Here is a 19,249-nt window from a genome sequence, read left to right as displayed (position 1 = left end):
CATCCGGGTGGCCGTCGATGAGAGAATCGCACCACGATTCCCTTTCAACGGAGCCCGCATGAAGCACCTGCTGTCCCGGCTGTTCGTCAGCGCCGCGCTCGCCGCATTCACCGCGCTCGCGCCGATGGCGCCGGCCCACGCGGCCACGCCGCCCGGCATCTTCGTCGTCGCCACGCAGCTCGGCGAATTCACGACCCTCGACCCGAGCGGGATCTACGAACTGGTGCCGTCGGAGTACGTCGCGAACACCTACGAACGGCTCGTGCGCGTCGACCTGAAGGATCCGACGCGTTTCGACGGGCAGATCGCGCAATCGTGGACGGTCGGCGCCGACGGCGTGACCTACACGTTCAAGCTGCGCCCCGGCCTCACGTTCCATTCCGGCAACCCGGTCACCGCCGACGACGTCGCGTGGTCGCTGCAGCGCACCATCCTGCTCGACAAGGGGCCGGCCGGCGTGCTCGCCGACCTCGGCCTCACGAAGGCGAACGTGACGCAGAAGGTGCGCGTGGTCGACCCGCAGACCGTCGTGCTCGAAACCGACCGCAAGTACGCACCGAGCTTCGTGCTCAACGTGCTGAGCGCATGCCCGGCATCGGTCTTCGACAAGAAGCTGCTGCTGTCGCACCAGCAGGGCAACGATTTCGGCAGCGGCTGGCTCCGGACCAACGACGCGGGCTCGGGCCCGTACCAGCTCGTCAAGTGGACGCCCAACGAGACCATCGTGCTGCAACGTTTCGAGAAATACCGCACGCCCTACCCGATGAAGCGCGTCGTGCTGCGCCACGTGCCCGAAGCGTCCGCGCAGCGGCTGCTGCTGGAGAACGGCGACGCCGACGCCGCGCGCAACCTGAGCCCCGACAGCCTCGCCGCGCTGACGAAGGCCGGCAAGATCAAGGTCGCGTCGTGGCCGGTGTCCGCGCTGCTGTACCTGAGCCTGAACACGAAGAACCCGAACCTCGCGAAGCCCGAAGTGCAGCAGGCGATGAAATGGCTGGTCGACTATGACGGCATCCAGCGCAACATCGTCAGCACGACCTACAAGGTGCATGAAACCTTCCTGCCCGAAGGCTTCCTCGGTGCGTCGAACGCGCGGCCGTACAGGCAGGACGTCGCGAAGGCGAAGGCGCTGCTCGCCAAGGCCGGCCTGCCGAACGGCTTCGACGTGACGATGGACATGCCGAACGACTATCCGTACCTCGAGATCGCGCAGGCGCTGCAGGCGAACTTCGCGCTGGGCGGCATCCGCGTGAAGCTGATTCCGGGCGATGCGAAGCAGGCGATCGGCAAGTATCGCGCGCGCCAGCACGACATCTTCGTCGGCGAATGGTCGCCCGACTACATGGACCCGAACAGCAACGCGCGCGGCTTCGCGTGGAATCCGGACAACTCCGACCAGTCGTCGACGAAGATGCTCGCGTGGCGCAACGGCTGGGACATTCCACAACTGACGAAGGACACCGAGGCCGCGCTCGTCGAGCCGTCGCCCGCGAAGCGCGCGCAGCGTTACGAAGCGCTGCAGAAGGCCGTGCTCGCGAACTCGCCGTTCATCATCATGTTCGAGAAGGTCGTGCAGGTCGCGACGCGCCCCGGCGTGACCGGGCCGGAAATCGGGCCGATCAACGACCTCGTGTCGTACCGGACGCTGAAGAAGTAACGACCCTCGCCCGCGCGCCGTCGTCGCCGGCGCGCGGCGCGTTCAGTTGAATGCCGCCCACACCAGGTACGCATTCAACCCGACGATCACGACCGTCGCCGCGCCCGCCGTCACCCGCAGCGGCGCACGCATCGCGTGCGCGCCCATCACGTCCGCGCGCGCCGACAGCATCAGCAGCGCGATCATCGGCATCGGCAGCACGAAACTCAGCACCACCTGGCTCGCGACCATCGCGCGCGTGACGTCGCAGCCGAGCGCGACCACCGCGAACGCGGGCACGACCGTCACCGCGCGCCGCACCCAGACCGGCATGCGGCGGCGGATGAAGCCCTGCATCACGACCTGCCCGGCCATCGTGCCGACCACCGAACTCGACACGCCCGAGGTCAGCAGCGCGACGAGAAACAGCGCGCCGGCCGCCGGCCCGAGCACCGGGATCAGCGTGTGGTACGCGTCGCCGATGTCGGTCATGCCCGGCGCGCTCGCGTGAAACGCCGACGACGCCATCATCACCATCGCGAGATTCACGAACCCGGCCAGCCCGAGCGCGACGACGACCTCGCGATTCGAGAAGCGCACGAGCCGCCGCCGCTCCGTCTCGTCGCGCGGCGCGGTGCGATCCTGCGTGAGACCCGAATGCAGATACAGCGTGTGCGGCATGATCGTCGCGCCGATGATCCCGACCGCGATCGTCAGCGCCGCACGATCCGGAATCTGCGGGACGACGAGGTGAAACGCGGCCGCTTGCCAGTCCTGCGGCGCGATCAGCAGTTCGCCGAGATAGCACGCGCCGATCACGCCGACCAGCGCCGCGATCGCGGCTTCCAGCGGCCGGAAACCGTGCTTTTCGAGCGCGAGGATCGCGCAGGTCGCGAGCGCCGTCGCGATCATCCCCGCGAACAGCGACAGGTGGCACAACAGCCCGAATGCGAGCGCGCCCCCGAGGAATTCGGCGAGATCGGTCGCCATCGCGGCGATCTCGGACGCGACCCACATGCCCCATACGACCGGCGCGGGAAACCGGTCGCGGCACAGCTCCGCGAGATTGCGGCCGGTCACGATGCCGAGCTTCGCCGACATCGCCTGGAACAGCATCGCGATCGCGTTCGCGGCCAGTACGACCCACAGCAGCCGGTAGCCGTACGCGGCGCCGGCCTGGATGTTGGTCGCGAAGTTGCCGGGGTCCATATAGCCGATCGACGCGATCACGGCCGGGCCGACGAACGGCAGCAGCGCGGCGACGCCGGTGCGGCGCCCTTCCAGCGCGGCGCGCGCCGCGTGCTCGGTCCGTTCGGTGGACAGGCCCGGCAGCGCGAAGCCGCCGGCAGGTTTGCTCGAAATGGGAAGCATGGTCGGGTTCGGTTCGAAAGAAGGAGGCGGAGGATGGCGAAGGCGACCGGCGCGCCGCTTGCCGGCCGCGCCGGCTCACACGGGCACGACGTCGGGACGGTTGCGCGGAAACTGCGCGATCACGTCCGGCGCGACGTTCAGGTGCGCTTCGACGAGCTTCGGCGGCGTATGCGCGAGCCAGTCGGACAGCGACACTTCCGCATAGCGGTCGGTCTTGAAGATCTCGAGGAACACCAGATCGGTGTTGCCGGTGTTCTGCACGTAGTGCCCGAGGCTTTTCTTCACGTAGCCGACGTCGCCCGCGCGGAAGTCGGCCGTCTGCGCCTTCGGCCCCGTGTCGAACACGGTCATCCGGGCCTCGCCCTGCAGGTAGTACTGCCATTCGTCCGCGTTCGGGTGCCAGTGCAGCTCCCGCATGCCGCCCGGATGCACGGTGACGAGCGCCGCCGCGACGGTAGTCGACACGTTGAAGTTCGTGCTGTCCGCGATCCGCACTTCGCCGCCGCGGGTCTTCTTGACGGGCTTCATGTCGCCGAGCGGAAAGATGAACGGATGCGGCGGCGCTCCCGCCGACGATGCCGACGCGCGCTGGGCTTGCGCGAGCGGGCCCGGTTCGTCGCCCTGGAAGATCCACAGGTTGTCGAGCGGGATGTTCCGGAATGCATCGGCCGGCACGCCGAAGTTGAGCGCGAGCACGTCGGGCGGCGTGTGCGCGAGCCAGTCGGTCAGCAGCAGCGTGTTGAATTCGGAGGCGCGGCCGTTATCGAACGCGAGCAGGAATTCGGCGCCGTCGGTGCCGAGGCCCTGCAGCGAATGCGGCAGGCCGGGCGGGAAATACCAGAGATCGCCGGTTTTCACGTCCTGCACCGACGGCCGCCCGAGTTCGTCCAGCACCGTGATCCGGCACCGGCCGTCGAGCATGATGGCCCACTCGGCCTGCTGGTGCCAGTGCATCTCGCGAATGCCGCCGCGCGTCAGGCGCATGTTGACGCCGGAAATGGTTTCGGAAATCGCAAAATCGTCCTGCGTGACTTCACGCGCCCACCCGCCATTTTGAATTCTTTTATGCGCGTTATTGAACGAGGCCCAGAATAACGGCATGCCGTTGATATCGGTGGCCGGCGGATCCTGAAAGGACGGAAACTGGTTGGCGATAGCCGGATTCCCGGGCCCCGGATCGGTCAGGCTCTGGCGGTTGCGTGCATTGACCGCGCCTTCCGGCGGACTGTCCGGATTGCCGAACGAAGCGGCCTTCGCCGATACGGCAATACCGGCGGCGGCAATGGCGCCGGCCGTATTCGCCAGCATCTTGCGTCGAGAAAGATTCGTCATGATTTCCTCTTCATTTCTGCAATTAATCGAATTGCCAGCACGAGGCGATCATTCGTTTTCAGATTAACGAATGAATTGAGAAGCCAGCGACACAAGTTAAATGCAAATCGAGGAAAAAATTAAATGAATAATTAAGATTGGCTCATGATTTAAACTGATCTACTTTAAGTTTGTAATAAATGAATCGGCGCGGCAATGTGCGCGCCGTCGCCCGCCTATCCTTCACGCTTATTCCATAGTTTTTCTCATCTGGCGCGATTTTTTTGGCTTCGTTAGATGAATGTCCATACCCGTTCCGGCGACAACGATCCAACCGCCGATGACCGATGCGTCACCCACAACCGTGAACTGCAGCGCCCGTTCGACCATTTCCAATCCTGAACACCAACCGATGGAGCCCGCATGAAACTGCTGACACCCCGGCGCACCTCCACGCTGGCCGCCCTGGCCGCCGCATCCGTTCTCGCCGCCGTTCCGCTGTCCGCCGCGCATGCGCAGACGCCGAAGGACATGTTCGTGATGGCCACGCTGCTCGACGAATTCACGACGCTGGACCCGGGCGAGGTCTACGAGCTGGTGCCGGAGGAATACGTCGCTAACACGTACGACCGGCTCGTGCGCGTCGACCTGCGCGATCCGTCGAAATTCAACGGCGACGTCGCGCAGTCGTGGACGGTGAGCACCGACGGGCTGACCTATACGTTCAAGCTGCGCCCCGGCCTCAAGTTCCACTCGGGCAACCCGCTGACGGCCGACGACGTCGCATGGTCGATCCAGCGCGCGGTGCTGCTCGACAAGGGGCCTGCGGCCGTGCTGACCGGCATCGGGCTCACGAAGGCGAACGTCGTCGCCAACGTGAAGAAGCTCGACGACCTGACGGTGTCGGTCACGACCGACCAGAAGTACGCGCCGACCTTCGTCCTGAACGTGCTGGGCGCCTGGCCCGCCTCGGTGCTCGACAGGAAGCTGCTGCTGTCGCACCAGCAGGGCAGCGACTTCGGCAACGCGTGGCTGAAGACCAACGAGGCCGGCTCCGGCGCGTACAAGCTGGTCAAGTGGACCGCCGGCGACAGCCTCGTGCTGCAGCGCTTCGACGGCTACCGGCTGCCGCTCGCGATGAAGCGCATCGTGCTGCGCCACGTGCCCGAAGCCGCGAGCCAGCGCCTGCTGCTGGAGAACGGCGATGTCGACGCGGCGCGCGACCTGAGCCCCGACGATCTGGCGTCGGTCGTGAAATCCGGCAAGGCGAAGGTGTCGGCATCGCCGCAGGCGACGCTGCTGTATCTCGGCCTGAACACGAAGAATGCGACGCTCGCGAAGCCCGACGTGCAGGAAGCGCTGAAGTGGCTCGTCGACTATGCGGGCATCCAGGGCAACGTGGTGAAGACGACCTACAAGATTCACCAGACCTTCCTGCCCGAAGGCTTCCTGGGCACGCTGAATGCGAACCCGTACAGGCTCGACGTCGCGAAGGCGAAGGCGCTGCTCGCGAAGGCCGGCGTACCGAACGGGTTTTCGGTAACGATGGACGTGCGCAACGATTATCCGTACACCGAAATCGCGCAGGCCGTGCAGGCGAACTTCGCGCAGGCGGGCATCAAGGTGCAGCTGATCCCCGGCGACAACAAGCAGACGCTCGCGAAATACCGCGCGCGCCAGCACGACATCTACATCGGCGAATGGTCGGCCGACTACATCGACCCGCACAGCAACGCGCAGGGTTTTGCGTGGAACCCCGACAATTCCGACAAGTCGAGCTATAAAATGCTGGCCTGGCGCAACAGCTGGGACATTCCGCAACTGACGAAGGAAACCGACGCCGCGCTCGCCGAACCGACCGCCGCGAAACGCGCGCAACGGTATCAGGCGATGCAGAAGGACATGCTCGCGCGCTCGCCGTTCGTGATCATGTTCGAGAAAGTCGCGCAGGTCGCGACACGGCCCGGCGTGAGCGGGCTCGAAGTCGGGCCGATCAACGATCTCGTGTCGTACCGCAACCTGAAGAAGCAATGAGATTCACCGCATGTCGACTCCCGCCTCCTCCCTCGAAGCCCTGCGCACGCTGCCCGCGCGGCGCCCGGCCGTGCGCTGGGCACTGCGCGTGCTGCGCTGGGCGCTCACGCTCGCCGTCACGTTCGCGGGGCTGCTCGCGCTGACGTTCGTGATCGGCCGCAAGGTGCCGATCGATCCCGTGCTCGCGATCCTCGGCGATCGCGCGTCGGCCGAGGCGTATGCGGCGGAACGCATCGCGCTCGGGCTCGACAGGCCGCTCGCCACGCAATTCCTGATCTACGCGCGCGACGTACTGCACGGCAATCTCGGCATGTCGCTCCTGACCGCGAACCCCGTGCTCGACGACATCAAGCGCGTATTCCCGGCCACGCTCGAGCTGGCGACGATCGCGACGCTGATCGGCATCGCGATCGGCGTGCCGCTCGGCGTCGCGGCCGCCGTGAAGCACAACCGGCCGATCGATCACATCGCGCGCTTCGTCGGGCTGATCGGCAATTCGGTGCCGGTGTTCTGGCTCGGGCTGATGGGGCTGCTGCTGTTCTACGCACGGCTGCACTGGGTCGGCGGGCCGGGCCGGCTCGATCCCGTGTACGACGGGATGGTCGATCCGCGCACCGGCAGCCTGCTGATCGACGCGGCGCTCGCGGGCGAGTGGGACGTGTTCCGCAACGCGGTGTCGCACATCGCGCTGCCGGCCGCGATCCTCGGCTACTACTCGGTCGCGTATCTCAGCCGGATGACGCGCTCGTTCATGCTCGACCAGCTGAGCCAGGAATACATCGTCACCGCGCGCGCGAAAGGCTTGCCGGAGCGCCGCGTGATCTGGCGGCATGCGTTCGGCAACATCGCGGTGCCGCTGCTCACCGTGATCGCGCTCACCTACAGCAACCTGCTCGAAGGCTCGGTGCTGACCGAGATCGTGTTCGCGTGGCCGGGGCTCGGCTCGTACCTGACCGGCGCGCTGCTGAACGCCGACATGAACGCGGTGCTCGGCGCGACGCTCGTGATCGGCGCGATGTTCATCACCGTCAACCTGCTGACCGACGCGCTGTATCGCGTGTTCGATCCGCGCGCGCGCTGAGGGCCGACACGACATGACCGCTTCCACCCTGCTTCTTTCATCGCCCATGCCGAAGGTCGTCCAACCATGAACGCCGAGCGTCTCACGCTGCGCGCGTGGCTGCTGTCCGACGCGCCCGCGTCGCGCTCGCAGGCCGCACTCGGCCTCGCGTATCGCCGCTGGCGCCGTTTCGCGGCCAACCCGCTCAACCTGCTCGGGCTCGCGATCCTCGTCGCGCTGATCGTCGTCGCGATCGTCAGCCCGCTGATCATGCCGCACGATCCGCTGCGCCAGGTGCTGTCCGACCGGCTGCTGGCGCCCGGCTCGCCGTCGCACTGGCTCGGTACCGACCAGCTCGGCCGCGACATCCTTTCGCGGCTGATCGCCGGTTCGCGCCTCACGCTCGGCATTGCGCTGCTCGTCGTCGTGATCGTCGTGCCGATCGGCCTCGCGATCGGCACGACGGCCGGCTATTGCGGCGGCTTCGTCGACAGCGTGCTGATGCGCATCACCGACATCGCACTCGCGTTCCCGAAGATCGTGCTCGCGCTCGCGTTCGCCGCCGCGCTCGGGCCCGGCGTGATCAACGCGGTCGTCGCGATCTCGATCACCGCATGGCCCGCGTATGCGCGGCTCGCGCGCGCGGAGACGATCCGCATCGCGCAGGCCGACTTCATCCATGCCGCCCGCCTGCAGGGCGCGTCGGGCCCGCGCATCCTGCTGCGCTACATCGTGCCGCTGTGCATGTCGTCGGTGATCGTGCGCGCGACGCTCGACATGGCCGGCATCATCCTGACCGTCGCGGGCCTCGGCTTCCTCGGCCTCGGCGCGCAGCCGCCGAGCCCCGAGTGGGGCTTCATGGTCGCGTCGGGCCGCAACGTGCTGCTCGACGCGTGGTGGGTTGCGACGCTGCCCGGCTGCGCGATCCTGCTCGTGAGCCTCGCGTTCAACCTGCTCGGCGACGGGCTGCGCGACGTCTTCGATCCCCGCCATGGAGCGTGACATGCCGATGAACCCCGCCCCCACGCCCGCGCCGCTGTGCGAAATCGACGGCCTGAAGATCGGCTTTCGCGGGCACGACGGCACCGTCACCGATGCCGTGCGCGACCTGTCGCTGACGCTCGCGCCCGGCGAACGCCTCGGCATCGTCGGCGAATCGGGCTCCGGCAAATCGCTGACGGGCCGCGCGCTGCTCGGCCTGCTGCCCGACGTCGCGCGCTGGTCGGCGCGCACGATGCGCTTCGCGGGCCACGACCTGCTCGCGATGTCGCCGGGCGAACGCCGGCGGCTGTGCGGCAGCCAGATGGGCATGATCCTGCAGGACCCGAAATATTCGCTGAACCCGGTGATGACGGTCGCGAAGCAGATGGGCGAAGCGTTCCGGCTGCACGAGCCCGGGCTGCGCGGCCGCGCGCTGCGCGAACGGATCGTCGACGCACTCGAGGCCGTGCAGATCCGCGACCCGGCGCGCGTCGCCGATGCGTATCCGCACGAGCTGTCGGGCGGCATGGGCCAGCGCGTGATGATCGCGATGATGGTGTCGACCGGCCCGCGCCTGCTGATCGCCGACGAGCCGACCTCCGCGCTCGACGTCGCCGTGTCGATGCAGGTGCTCGCGGTGCTCGACGCGATGATCGCGCGCCACGACACGGGCCTGATGTTCATCAGCCACGACCTGCCGCTCGTGATGTCGTTCTGCGATCGCGTCGCGGTGATGTACGCGGGCCGCGTGGTCGAAACCTGCGCCGCGCGCGACCTGCGCAACGCGTCTCATCCCTATACGCGCGGGCTGCTCGCGGCGAACCCGCCGCTCGCGCACCCGCCGGACGAGCTGCCCGTGCTGCGGCGCGATCCGGCGTGGCTGGCGGAGGCCACGCAATGATCGATATCAACCACGTCTCGATCCGTTTCCCGACCCGCACGGGTCACGTCGACGCCGTGCGCGACGCGAGCTTCGCGGTGCGCGACGGCGAGGTGTTCGGGCTCGTCGGCGAATCGGGTTCCGGCAAGTCGACGCTGCTGCGCGCGCTGACGGGCCTCGTGCCGCTCGCGTCCGGCAGCCTGTCGATCGACGGCCGGCCGGTCGGCGGCACGCCCGATCGTGCGTTTCGCCGCCACGTGCAGATGGTGTTCCAGGATCCGTACGCGTCGCTGCATCCGCGTTTCACGGTCGACCAGACGCTGCGCGAACCGCTGTCGATCCACGGCATCAGCGACACCGATGCGCGCATCGCCCGCGCGCTGTCGGAGGTCGGCCTCGGCCCCACGTTCCGGTTCCGCTATCCGCACCAGTTGTCGGGCGGCCAGCGGCAGCGCGTCGCGATCGCTCGCGCGCTGATCGTCGAGCCGCGCGTGCTGCTGCTCGACGAGCCGACGTCCGCGCTCGACGTGTCGGTGCAGGCCGAGATCCTGAACCTGCTGCGCCGGCTGCATCGCGAGCGCAACCTGACGATGATCCTCGTCAGCCACAACCTCGCGGTGATCGGCTTCCTGTGCCAACGCGTCGCGGTGATGCAGCGTGGCGAGATCGTCGAGCAGCTCCGGATCGAGGACGTGCGCGCCGGGCAGGTCGCGCGCGACTACACGCGCACGCTGCTGCGCGCGACCGAGGGCTATCGCCGGATCGATCCGGCAATCGACGCGAGCGCCGCGTAACATCGGCGCAGCATGTCCGCGCGGGAACCCCTGTGCGTCGCGCGGGTCCATTCCGCATTCGTCAATGCAAAGAACCGGAGGTACGCATGCTGCAATTCATCGAAACCCTGGTCGTCGGGCTCATCGTCGGCCTCCTCGCCCGCGCGCTCAAGCCCGGCGACGACAAGATGGGCATCCTGATGACGACCGTGCTCGGCATCGTCGGCTCGCTGGTCGCCGGCTACGTCGGCCGCGCCGCCGGCTGGTACGCACCGGGCCAGGGCGCGGGCTGGATCGCGTCGATCGTCGGCGCGATCGTGCTGCTCGTGATCGTCGGCGCGGTACGCAAGCGCGCGGGCTGAACGACGCATCGCCCGACTCCAATGCAAAACGGCCGCTCATCTTCATGAGCGGCCGTTTTCTTTTGGTGAACGACGACGCGCGGGATGGCCGACCCGTTGACGCCGCAACCGTGCAACGAGCATGTGCCGACGATTGCCGTCGTGACCTGCCAGTCGGACAGCTACATCTCGAACTGATCCGCACTCGGCAACACTCCGCAGAAATCGCTCAAACCCTTGTTTGGCAAGGATCTCATCCTTCACACAATCCCCCCGAACTCCGAAATACGTATTCCTTTTAGTACTTGTACTAGAACAAATCGATTCAAGTTCGAATTCGTCATATTCCTCAAAATACTGGCTTATTCGAAAATTCACCTCGAATTCAGTCTCGTGAAGACCTCACCTCCCACCCGGGCGGAATAAAGAGAATCGATGCGGACGATTTCAACCTCCATATATCTTCAGGATATTTAATAGTTAGGTATTCAAATGAACAAAACCGTCATTTCCTCCGCACTCGCAGCAGCAAGCATCGTTGCATTCGCACCGGCAGCACACGCGTTCGACGGCACGATCGACTTCACCGGTTCGCTCGTTGCGACCACCTGCACGATCAACGGCGGCGGTAGCGCCAACAACTTCACGGTGGCCTTGCCGCCGGTATCGACCGACGCACTGAAAGCAGCAGGTTCGTCGGCCGGCCGCACGCCGTTCCAGCTGAAACTGACGAACTGCCAGCCGGATACCGGCAAGGTCGCGACCTTCTTCGAAGCGGGTCCGACGATCAATACGGCCACGGGTCGCCTCATGGTCGATGCCGGTGGCGCCGAGGGTGTGGAAATCGGGCTGCTGAACGATTCGTTCCAGCACATCGCGGCAGGCGCGGCATACAACGCCCAGAACTCCCAGGTCGTGGACATCACGGGCGGCAATGCCACGCTGAACTACTACGCGCAGTACGAGTCGCTCGGCACCACGCTGAAGGCCGGCCCCGCGAATTCGCGCGTGCAGTACACGATGAGCTATCAGTAAAGCGTGACGTTCGGCGGTCGCTACGTGAGGGCCGCCGTTCGAACGATGCTGGCTTGTCAAGCCGTCTCCGTGGTTCGCGAGTCGGCTTCGCAAGACAACGCATCGAGATACATGAAACTGGATAAGGGATTCATATGAAATACCTCTGCCGAAAACTGCTCACGGCCGCCGCCATCGCGGCCAGCCTGTTTGCCGCGCATGCGCACGCAAGCATCGTGATCGGCGGCACGCGCGTAATCTTTCCCGCCAACGAGCGCGAAGTGACGATCAAGCTCACCAACGACGGACAGACGCCGGCCCTGGTTCAGACCTGGATCGACAAAGGTGACGCGAACACGTCGCCGGAAAAGATCGACGTGCCCTTTACGGTAACACCGTCCATGTTCCGCCTCGACCCCGGCAACGGCCAGACACTGCGGTTGATTTACACGAAGGAGCCGCTCGCGCAGGACAAGGAGACGATGTTCTGGCTGAACGTGCTGGAAGTGCCGCCCAAGGCGGAGAACGGGGAAGACGCGGGGCGGTTGCAATTGGCGTTTCGCACGCGCATCAAAGTATTTTTTCGTCCGCAGAACTTGCCGGGCAAGGCGGACGAAGCACCCATGAAGACGAAATGGCAGGTGATCCGCGACGGCAAGGGCTATGCGCTGAAGGCTGTCAATCCGACGCCGTACTTCGTCAACCTGGGCAGCGTCACGCTTCGGACGGGCGACAAGGAATTCGACGCCGGCGCCGGTTACGTCAAACCCGGCGACTCCGCGCTGTTTCCTGTCCAGGGCCTGACGGTGGGCGCGGAATCCGGCGCCGAGGTTGGCTACACGAGCATCAACGACTGGGGCGGCGGTATCAAGGCCACGCAGCCCGTGTCGTCCGGCAAGGGTGCCCCCTGACAACTCCGCGATCGCATCGCGTTCCCCGGCACCCGGCCCGCTGAAGTAATCGGAGGCGCGTTCGCGCCTGCCGCCGGTCGACTGCCCATCCCAAGGTTTGCCCGAATTCGTGCCTCCGACGAGGCCGCAATCAGAAGCCCATCGCGCCTCTGGCGGCATCCCTTTGCCCAGATTTTCGCCCGCGACACGCGTCGTCGGGTACCTCGGAGTGTCATGCATGATTTCGAAACGGTCGAACCACGCCGCCTGCGGTGTAGCGCCTCGCATCAAGCCACTGTGCGCGCTCCTGCTGTCGACGTTCGCCGCGTACCAGCCGGACGCACAGGCCAACGAGGCGCCCGCTCGACCGACGAAGTTGGCTCAGGTCGAATTCGACCAGCATTTCTTCCCGCAAGGCGGCAGTCAAAGCGTGGATGTGTCCCGCTTCGAAAAAGGCAACACCGTCTTGCCCGGCACGTACAGCGTCGACATCTACGTCAACCAGAACCGCATCGCCCGCGCCGACGTGCCGTTCAAGGCCGTCGAGACGAACGTCGACGCGCAAGCCTGTTTCGACGTGAAGCTGCTTGAACGTGTCGGCGTCGCGCTGAACAAGCTGACGCCCGAACTGCTCGCCAGGATCTCGGGCGAAGGCGCATGCCTGCCGATCGACGAACTGGTCGATGGAGCGACCAGCCACCTCGATTTCGGCGATCAACGCCTCGACCTGAGCATTCCACAGGTGTCGCTCGCCCGCAGCGCACGCGGCTACGTGAGCCCCGAACTCTGGGATTCGGGCATCAACGCGGCAATGCTGGGCTACAACTTCAACCTTTACGGCACCCACAACAGCGGCGGCGGCACGCAGACACAGGGCTATCTCGGCGTGAACGGCGGCGTGAACCTGGGGAACTGGCACTTCCGCCACGACGGGTCGTTCACGTTCGACTCACGCGGCAACCGCCAGTATCAGGACATCAATACCTACGTGCAGCGCGACCTGCCGTCGCTGACCTCGCAGTTGACGCTCGGCGAGGCCTACACGACAGGTGAGCTGTTCGATTCCACCGCGTTTCGCGGCGTGCGCGTGGCGACCGACGACCGCATGCTGCCCGAGTCGCAGCGCGGCTATGCGCCGGTCGTGCGCGGCGTCGCGAACACCCATGCGAAGGTCACGATTCGCCAGAACGGCATGGTCATCTACGAAACCAGCGTCGCGCCCGGCGCCTTCGAGATCAACGATCTGTACGCGACAGGCTATGGCGGCGACCTGGACGTTTCCGTCCAGGAGGCGGACGGCAGCACGCATTCGTTCTCAGTCGCGTATGCGGCCGTGCCGTTGTCGCTGCGTCCGGGCGTCAGCCGCTACAGTTTCGTCGCCGGCGTGCTGCGCGACACGCAGCTTTCGTCTCACCCGCTGTTCGCGCAAGGCACGTGGCAGCGCGGATTCACGAATCTGCTGACCGGCTATGCCGGCGTCACGGTTTCGGCAGGCTATGTATCGGCGATGGTCGGCGGCGCGTTCAATACGCCGCTCGGCGCGATCGGCGCCGACGTCACGCAGGCGAGTACCGCGCTGCACGGGCAAGGCCGCCTCAGCGGCGCCAGCTTCCGGCTGAGCTATATGAAGGATGTCGCGCAGACCGGGACCAACGTCGCGATCGCCGCCTATCGTTACTCGACCGGCGGCTTCCTCGGGCTGAACGACGCAATGCGGGCACGCGACCTCGCCGCGCAAAACTTGTCGATCGAAAACGTCTGGCGTCAGCGCAGCCGTGCCTCGGTCACGATGAGCCAGCGGCTCGGCGAGCGCTGGGGGCAATTGAACCTGACGGCGTCCACCGTCAATTACTGGAACCGCAGCGGATCGGACGTCAACTACACCATCGGCTACAACAACACGTTCCGGAACATCGGTTACAGCATTTCGGCCAATCGCCAGCGCAACGCGATCGGCAAGACGGACACCCTGTACTACGCAAGCGTGACGATTCCGCTGGGCAAGGCGAACCCGATGACGATGACCGGCAATGTCTCGCACGAGAGCAGCGGCCGCACGCAGGCGCAGACCATGCTATCGGGCTCGCTCGGCACCGACAACAACCTGTCCTATGGCGTGACCGTGAACCATGCGTCGGGCGGGATGGGCAGTTCCACCACCGGCGGCAGCGTGAATGCGCTGTATCGCAGTCCGTATGCCGAATTCAGCGGCGCCGTCGGCACAGGCACGGGCTATTCGCAAGGGTCGATCGGCATTCGCGGCGCGGTGGTGGCGCATCCGGGCGGCGTGACGCTGTCGCAGCCGCTGTCGGACACGATCGGCATCATCGAGGCGCCGGATGCCGAAGGTGCGCGCGTGATCAATGCGTCGGGCGTGCGCGTGAACAGCCGCGGGTATGCAGTGGTGCCTTATCTCACGCCGTACAGCATGAACACGGTCGAAATCGATCCGAAGGGCTTGTCGACCGACGTCGAGCTGCAGGTGAGCAGCCAGCAGATCGCGCCGCGTGCCGGGTCCGTCGCGCTGCTGAAGTTTGCAACGGTATCGGGCCGCTCGGCGCTGATTCGCGCGGCGCAGTCCGACGGTACGCCGTTGCCGTTCGGCGCGCAGGTACTGGACGAGCATGGCGCGGAGATCGGTTCGGTCGGCCAAGCCAGCAAGATCTTTGCGCGCGGATTGCGGGACAAGGGTGAACTGACCGTCAAATGGGGGGAAGACGCTTCGGCGATTTGCCATATCGCCTACACCCTGCCTTTGCGCGAGACGGGTCGCAAGTCAACGGAGCTGCTGCAGGTTGAAGAGACTTGCGCGTCTGCGGCGTTGCACGTTTCCCGTGCGCCGAACTTCGCTCCGTCCCGGCATGCCGGCGTGGCGCAATGACGGTATGCCTGCGAATCGCGCAGCGCACCCGGTTCGTGAATTGACTTCATGTGATTGCGTTGGCGATCCCATATTCGAATAACCTGATTCCATGACGCGCATGACAACCTGCCAGTTACAACGGCGTCGACCGCGCACGCATGGAGTGGCACTGCCAGCCTTATCGACAATGCCGCTGTCATTATCGGAGAACACTTTGTTGAAATCCTTAACCCTTGCGGGTCTGCTCCTAGCGTCCATCATCCCTACGGCAAGCTGGGCGAGGTGCTATACCTCCCAACCGGGAGGCGGCATGTTTATCTACGAAATCAACACTACTGCCGCGCCTTTTGACCCGAGCGTGCCAGTCGGCACAATTCTCTTCACGAAAACGCTCAGCATGGGCGGTGTCTCAGGCAATGGAACCATAACCTGCGACAGCCCCGGTCTACAAATAACTCGTCACGGGAAATACACTCCGACCGGGAGTTACAACACCTGGCCGAGCCCGGTTGCGGGCGTCGGGTATCGGATGCGCTATTCCACTAACAACTTATGGTTTCCGTGGTCTACCAACTTCGGAAGCACTAACCAACTCCCGATCGGAACGCCAAATATTGTTCTCGAACTCGTCAAGACGGGCCCCATCACCGCAGGCGGCGCTCTGACAGGTGAAATTGCGGGCTCATGGGTGCAGAACGGCGCGTTCCAGTTCCAGTCATTCGTTATAGTGGGATCCATTCCCATCCAGCCGCTAGTTCCCACCTGCCGGGTAACGACGCCTTCGATCGCGGTATCGCTGGGTAACGTGGTACAAAAATCGCTGACCGGCGTCGGAACGACGACCAGCGCCAGACCGTTCAACATCCAACTGCGGTGCTCGGGCGGCACTTCAGGTTCGACCACCCGTATGTACACCACGTTGACCGATGCGAGCCATCCGGCCAATGTCTCCAGCGTGTTGTCGCTCGGTGCCGACTCCACTGCGTCGGGAGTGGGGATTCAGGTATTGCGCGGAGACAACGACACGCTGATCAGCTACGGCCCGGATTCGTCGCAAGCCGGCAATCCGAATCAATGGTTCGTCGGCGAATTCGGCAACGTCGACGTGACGATTCCGTTGAAGGCGCGCTATGTCCAGACGGCACCGGATGTCAAAGCGGGAACGGCGAATGGCAGGGCGACCTTTACCATGAGTTACCAATAAAGACTTGTGGCTGGCCAGTCATCCTGAAGACTGCACGTGACAAGGCTCGGCGTTCCGCCGCAGACTTGACCACACGATCGATGACGCATGCCACGATAGCTTGGCCCGACCGTCGCGGCGGCGCGCCTGCCTCGAGACCGTCCTCTGTCGCCGCCATCCGTGCGCGAAACGCGGCGCCCACCTCCTCCGCATCGACAAACAGCCGCCCGAAACGAGCGGCTGTTTTCTTTTGACGAACGACGGCTCGCATAGCTGTCGATTCGTTGGCGCTGCAATGGTTCACCTGCAAAACAGCGCATCCGCCGACGGCCTTCCATCGAGCCTACACCACCGGCAATACCCTGACTTGCGGCCGCTCAAATTTGAGATAAATTGATTGAAGGAATAGGCGTTATTTGCTTATTCCCGTTATTTACGATTTTTACACTCAAGAGGTTCGATGAATTTGCCGTTTACGCATACAGCATCGCAGCGTTGACGGACTGCCACCCGAGCGGCCCCCGCTGCGACGCGCTTCCTCTCTGGAGCCTGTCATGAAGCCCCGCTTGATTGCCGCCTCGTTGCTGTTGGCTGCCTCGCTTCTGGCCACTTCCTCGTCCTTCGCCGCCGGCGCGTCCGGCATCATCCACTTCTCCGGCATGATCGTCGAGCCGCCCTGCTCGTTCGCGCTCGATACACCCGACGCCGCACCCGCGCGTGTGCGTCCCGACTGCCCGCGCCCCGCGGCCGGGCAAATCGCATTCGTCGACGCGGCGAGCCAGCAGGCGCTCAAGACCACGACCTTTACTCAGGCCTCGCGCGCAATCGTTTTACCGAACCGTCCCGGCAACAATCACGCACCGATGATCGCGGTCGTGACGTACGAGTAACGCCTGCCGCCGGCCCGCCTCGCGGCGGGTTCCGTACGCCTGCCCGGCGTGTGCGGTCGCACGTCAGTCGCGATGGCGCGCGATCCAGTCGCTGAACGCGCGGATCTTCTGCTGGTTGCCGATGTTCTCGGGATAGACGAAGAAGTAGCGCGCGCCCGTCTCGAGCACGAGGCCGAACGGCCGTTCGAGCCGGCGTGCGCTGACGTCGTCGTCGACGAGCGTCACGTCGCCGATCGCGACGCCCAGGCCCTGCATCGCCGCGTTCGTCGCGAGATCGAGCGTGTCGAACGTCGGCCCGCGCGCGGGATCGACGCTGCGCTCGCCCGCGTGATCGAGCCACGCGCGCCAGTCGCGATGGTCGCGGGTCGGATGCAGCAACGTGTGGCGCGCGAGATCGCCGATCTCGGCGAGCGGCGACGTCTGCCGCAATTCAGGCGCGCATACGGGCGTCAGCCGCTCGTCGAACAGCGGCAGCGCGAACACGCCCGCGCCCGGCGACGTGCCGTAGACGATCGCCGCGTCGAACGGCTCGGTCGAGAAATCGACGACGTGTTGCCACGCGGTCGTGATCTGCACATGGAGATCGGGATGCTCGTCCTGGAAGCGCATGATGCGCGGCAGCATCCAGCGCATCACGCAGGTCGGCACTTTCAGCGCGAGATCGGTGCGCTGCCGCGTGAGCTTCATCGAGATGTCCTCGATCCGCGCAAAGCTCTCGTTGACGACCGGCAGCAACTGCTCGCCTTCCGCCGTCAGCGTGAGGCCCTTCGCATGCCGCTTGAACAGCGGAAAGCCGTAATGCGCTTCGAGCGTCTGGATCTGCCGGCTCACCGCGCCTTGCGTGACGCACAGCTGCTCGGCCGCGCGGGTGAAGCTGCGGTGGCGGGCCACCGTCGAGAAGATCTGCAGTGCGTGCAGGGGCGGAAGTCGGCGCATGGCGAGGCGAAGTGAGCGGACGGAGCGCGCGCCGCCTTCGGCGCGCGCTGTCCGACACGATAAGCCAAACGCCGGTTTTGCGCGAGGCGGCGCCCCGGGCTGTCGGATAGCGGTGAATCGGGCAGCGGTGCAATCAGCCGGCGGCAAGCGCGCCCGCCACGATGCGCGCCGCCGACGCGACGACGTCCGCGCGCGGCGCCGCATCGGCGCCCGGCTGCGTGAACGACACGGCCATCACGATCGGCGCGCGCGACGGCGGCCACAGCATCGCGACGTCGGTCGTCGTGCCGTAACCGCCCGTGCCGGCCTTGTCCGCGATGCGCCAGCCGGGCGGCACGCCCGCGCGAATGCCCTTGACGCCGTTCGCAGTGCCGAGCAGCCACTTCGTCAGTTGCGCGCGCTCCGGTGCGCCGAGCGTATCGCCGAGCAGCAGCCGGCGCATCGTTTCGGCCATCGCCAGCGGCGTCGACGTGTCGCGCTCGTCGTCGGGCCGCGCCGTGTTCAGCTCGGGCTCCCAGCGGTCGAGGCGGAACAGCGTGTCGCCGCTGGCGTGCGCGAACTCCGTGACCGTCTGCGGGCCGCCCAGCACGCCCATCAGCAGGTTCGCCGCGGACTTGTCGCCCGACTGCAGCATCGCCACGCACAGCTGCGCGATGGTCATGCCGGTATCCGCATGTCGCTCCGTGACGGGCGAGCCGGGCACGAGCTCGTAACGCCGATACAGGATGCGACGCGGCAGCAGCGACGCGTCGAGCGAGCCGCGCGCGAGCATCGCGGCGGCCGCGACGACCGCGAAGGTGCCGCAGAGCGGGAAGCGTTCGCGCGACCGGTGCGCGATCCGCGCGCCGGTCGCGGTGTCCAGCGCGGCGACACCGAGCCGGCCATTCGACGCTTGTTCGAGCGCGTCGAGCTGCGACTGCGCGGCACGCAGGTGTTCATGATCGCCGACGGGGGCCGGCGCGCACGCGGCGACGAACGGCGCGGCCACGGCGGCAAGCAACAGCGAGCGGCGTGTCGGAGAGTGTTCCATGGATGGCGGGTCGACTGCTTATCGGTGGCGGCCTGTCGGGACGAGCATTCACGCCT

At 65.7% G+C, this 19,249-nt stretch carries 17 protein-coding genes; 12 read left to right on the top strand and 5 right to left on the bottom strand.

Annotated elements, in window-relative coordinates:
* Nucleotides 1–58 precede the first annotated feature (58 nt).
* Nucleotides 59–1,657, top strand: coding sequence for an ABC transporter substrate-binding protein (locus tag WT26_RS26525; protein ID WP_069274299.1), 1,599 nt, complete (start codon nucleotides 59–61; stop codon nucleotides 1,655–1,657).
* 42 nt (nucleotides 1,658–1,699) lie between these two features.
* On the opposite strand, the gene WT26_RS26520 is transcribed toward WT26_RS26525, so the two are convergent.
* The 3 genes from WT26_RS26520 to WT26_RS37630 all read right to left on the bottom strand — a co-directional run bounded on the left by WT26_RS26520 (nucleotide 1,700) and on the right by WT26_RS37630 (nucleotide 4,714).
* A complete protein-coding gene (locus WT26_RS26520) occupies nucleotides 1,700–3,007 on the bottom strand; it encodes an Nramp family divalent metal transporter (RefSeq protein WP_069274298.1) in 1,308 nt (435 codons plus the stop codon).
* 75 nt (nucleotides 3,008–3,082) lie between these two features.
* A complete protein-coding gene (locus tag WT26_RS26515) occupies nucleotides 3,083–4,339 on the bottom strand; it encodes an oxalate decarboxylase family bicupin (RefSeq protein ID WP_069274297.1) in 1,257 nt (418 codons plus the stop codon).
* Between the two features lie 228 nt (nucleotides 4,340–4,567).
* Nucleotides 4,568–4,714: a hypothetical protein gene (locus WT26_RS37630; RefSeq protein ID WP_155123222.1), complete on the bottom strand. Its 147-nt coding sequence runs from the start codon at nucleotides 4,712–4,714 to the stop codon at nucleotides 4,568–4,570.
* A gap of 27 nt (nucleotides 4,715–4,741) precedes the next feature.
* Between WT26_RS37630 and WT26_RS26510 the strand changes: the two genes are divergently transcribed.
* From WT26_RS26510 to WT26_RS26460, 11 genes are all read left to right on the top strand, one after another.
* On the top strand, nucleotides 4,742–6,352 hold the full coding sequence (locus tag WT26_RS26510) for an ABC transporter substrate-binding protein (protein ID WP_069274296.1): 1,611 nt from the start codon (nucleotides 4,742–4,744) through the stop codon (nucleotides 6,350–6,352).
* Nucleotides 6,353–6,362: 10 nt separating this feature from the next.
* Nucleotides 6,363–7,433 carry an ABC transporter permease gene (locus WT26_RS26505; protein WP_059522502.1) on the top strand — a complete coding sequence of 357 codons (1,071 nt, stop codon included), beginning with the start codon at nucleotides 6,363–6,365 and terminating at the stop codon, nucleotides 7,431–7,433.
* Nucleotides 7,434–7,499: 66 nt separating this feature from the next.
* A complete protein-coding gene (gene nikC, locus WT26_RS26500; protein ID WP_059729888.1) occupies nucleotides 7,500–8,414 on the top strand; it encodes a nickel transporter permease in 915 nt (304 codons plus the stop codon).
* A 1-nt stretch (nucleotide 8,415) separates the two neighbouring features.
* Nucleotides 8,416–9,294 (top strand): ABC transporter ATP-binding protein, encoded by an 879-nt coding sequence (locus WT26_RS26495; RefSeq protein ID WP_069274295.1) that lies wholly within the window; start codon nucleotides 8,416–8,418, stop codon nucleotides 9,292–9,294.
* Nucleotides 9,291–10,067 (top strand): ABC transporter ATP-binding protein, encoded by a 777-nt coding sequence (locus tag WT26_RS26490; protein WP_069274294.1) that lies wholly within the window; start codon nucleotides 9,291–9,293, stop codon nucleotides 10,065–10,067. Before WT26_RS26495 ends, WT26_RS26490 begins: the two co-directional genes overlap by 4 nt.
* Before the next feature lie 86 nt (nucleotides 10,068–10,153).
* Complete coding sequence (locus WT26_RS26485; RefSeq protein WP_069274293.1) at nucleotides 10,154–10,408, top strand: GlsB/YeaQ/YmgE family stress response membrane protein; 255 nt, start codon at nucleotides 10,154–10,156, stop codon at nucleotides 10,406–10,408.
* Between the two features lie 471 nt (nucleotides 10,409–10,879).
* Nucleotides 10,880–11,422, top strand: a complete 543-nt coding sequence (locus WT26_RS26480) for a fimbrial protein (RefSeq protein WP_059532964.1) — start codon at nucleotides 10,880–10,882, stop codon at nucleotides 11,420–11,422.
* Nucleotides 11,423–11,556: 134 nt separating this feature from the next.
* A complete protein-coding gene (locus WT26_RS26475; RefSeq protein ID WP_069274292.1) occupies nucleotides 11,557–12,312 on the top strand; it encodes a molecular chaperone in 756 nt (251 codons plus the stop codon).
* 217 nt (nucleotides 12,313–12,529) lie between these two features.
* Nucleotides 12,530–15,172: a fimbria/pilus outer membrane usher protein gene (locus tag WT26_RS26470; RefSeq protein ID WP_069274291.1), complete on the top strand. Its 2,643-nt coding sequence runs from the start codon at nucleotides 12,530–12,532 to the stop codon at nucleotides 15,170–15,172.
* A 292-nt stretch (nucleotides 15,173–15,464) separates the two neighbouring features.
* The gene (locus WT26_RS26465; RefSeq protein WP_230461745.1) at nucleotides 15,465–16,358 is read left to right on the top strand and encodes a fimbrial protein; all 894 of its coding nucleotides are present in this window, start codon (nucleotides 15,465–15,467) and stop codon (nucleotides 16,356–16,358) included.
* Nucleotides 16,359–16,891: 533 nt separating this feature from the next.
* The gene (locus tag WT26_RS26460) at nucleotides 16,892–17,227 is read left to right on the top strand and encodes a hypothetical protein (RefSeq protein ID WP_069274290.1); all 336 of its coding nucleotides are present in this window, start codon (nucleotides 16,892–16,894) and stop codon (nucleotides 17,225–17,227) included.
* A gap of 63 nt (nucleotides 17,228–17,290) precedes the next feature.
* Here WT26_RS26460 and WT26_RS26455 read toward each other — a convergent pair whose 3' ends face one another.
* Entirely contained in the window at nucleotides 17,291–18,163 is an 873-nt protein-coding gene (locus tag WT26_RS26455) for a LysR substrate-binding domain-containing protein (RefSeq protein ID WP_069274289.1), read from the bottom strand.
* 133 nt (nucleotides 18,164–18,296) lie between these two features.
* Complete coding sequence (gene bla, locus WT26_RS26450) at nucleotides 18,297–19,193, bottom strand: class A beta-lactamase (RefSeq protein ID WP_069274288.1); 897 nt, start codon at nucleotides 19,191–19,193, stop codon at nucleotides 18,297–18,299.
* Between the last annotated feature and the right edge of the window lie 56 nt (nucleotides 19,194–19,249).

The organism is Burkholderia cepacia (genome assembly GCF_001718835.1).
Lineage (GTDB): Bacteria > Pseudomonadota > Gammaproteobacteria > Burkholderiales > Burkholderiaceae > Burkholderia > Burkholderia cepacia_F.
The sequence above is the reverse complement of the archived record's forward strand: the minus strand, read 5'-3'. Positions and strand labels throughout refer to the sequence as shown.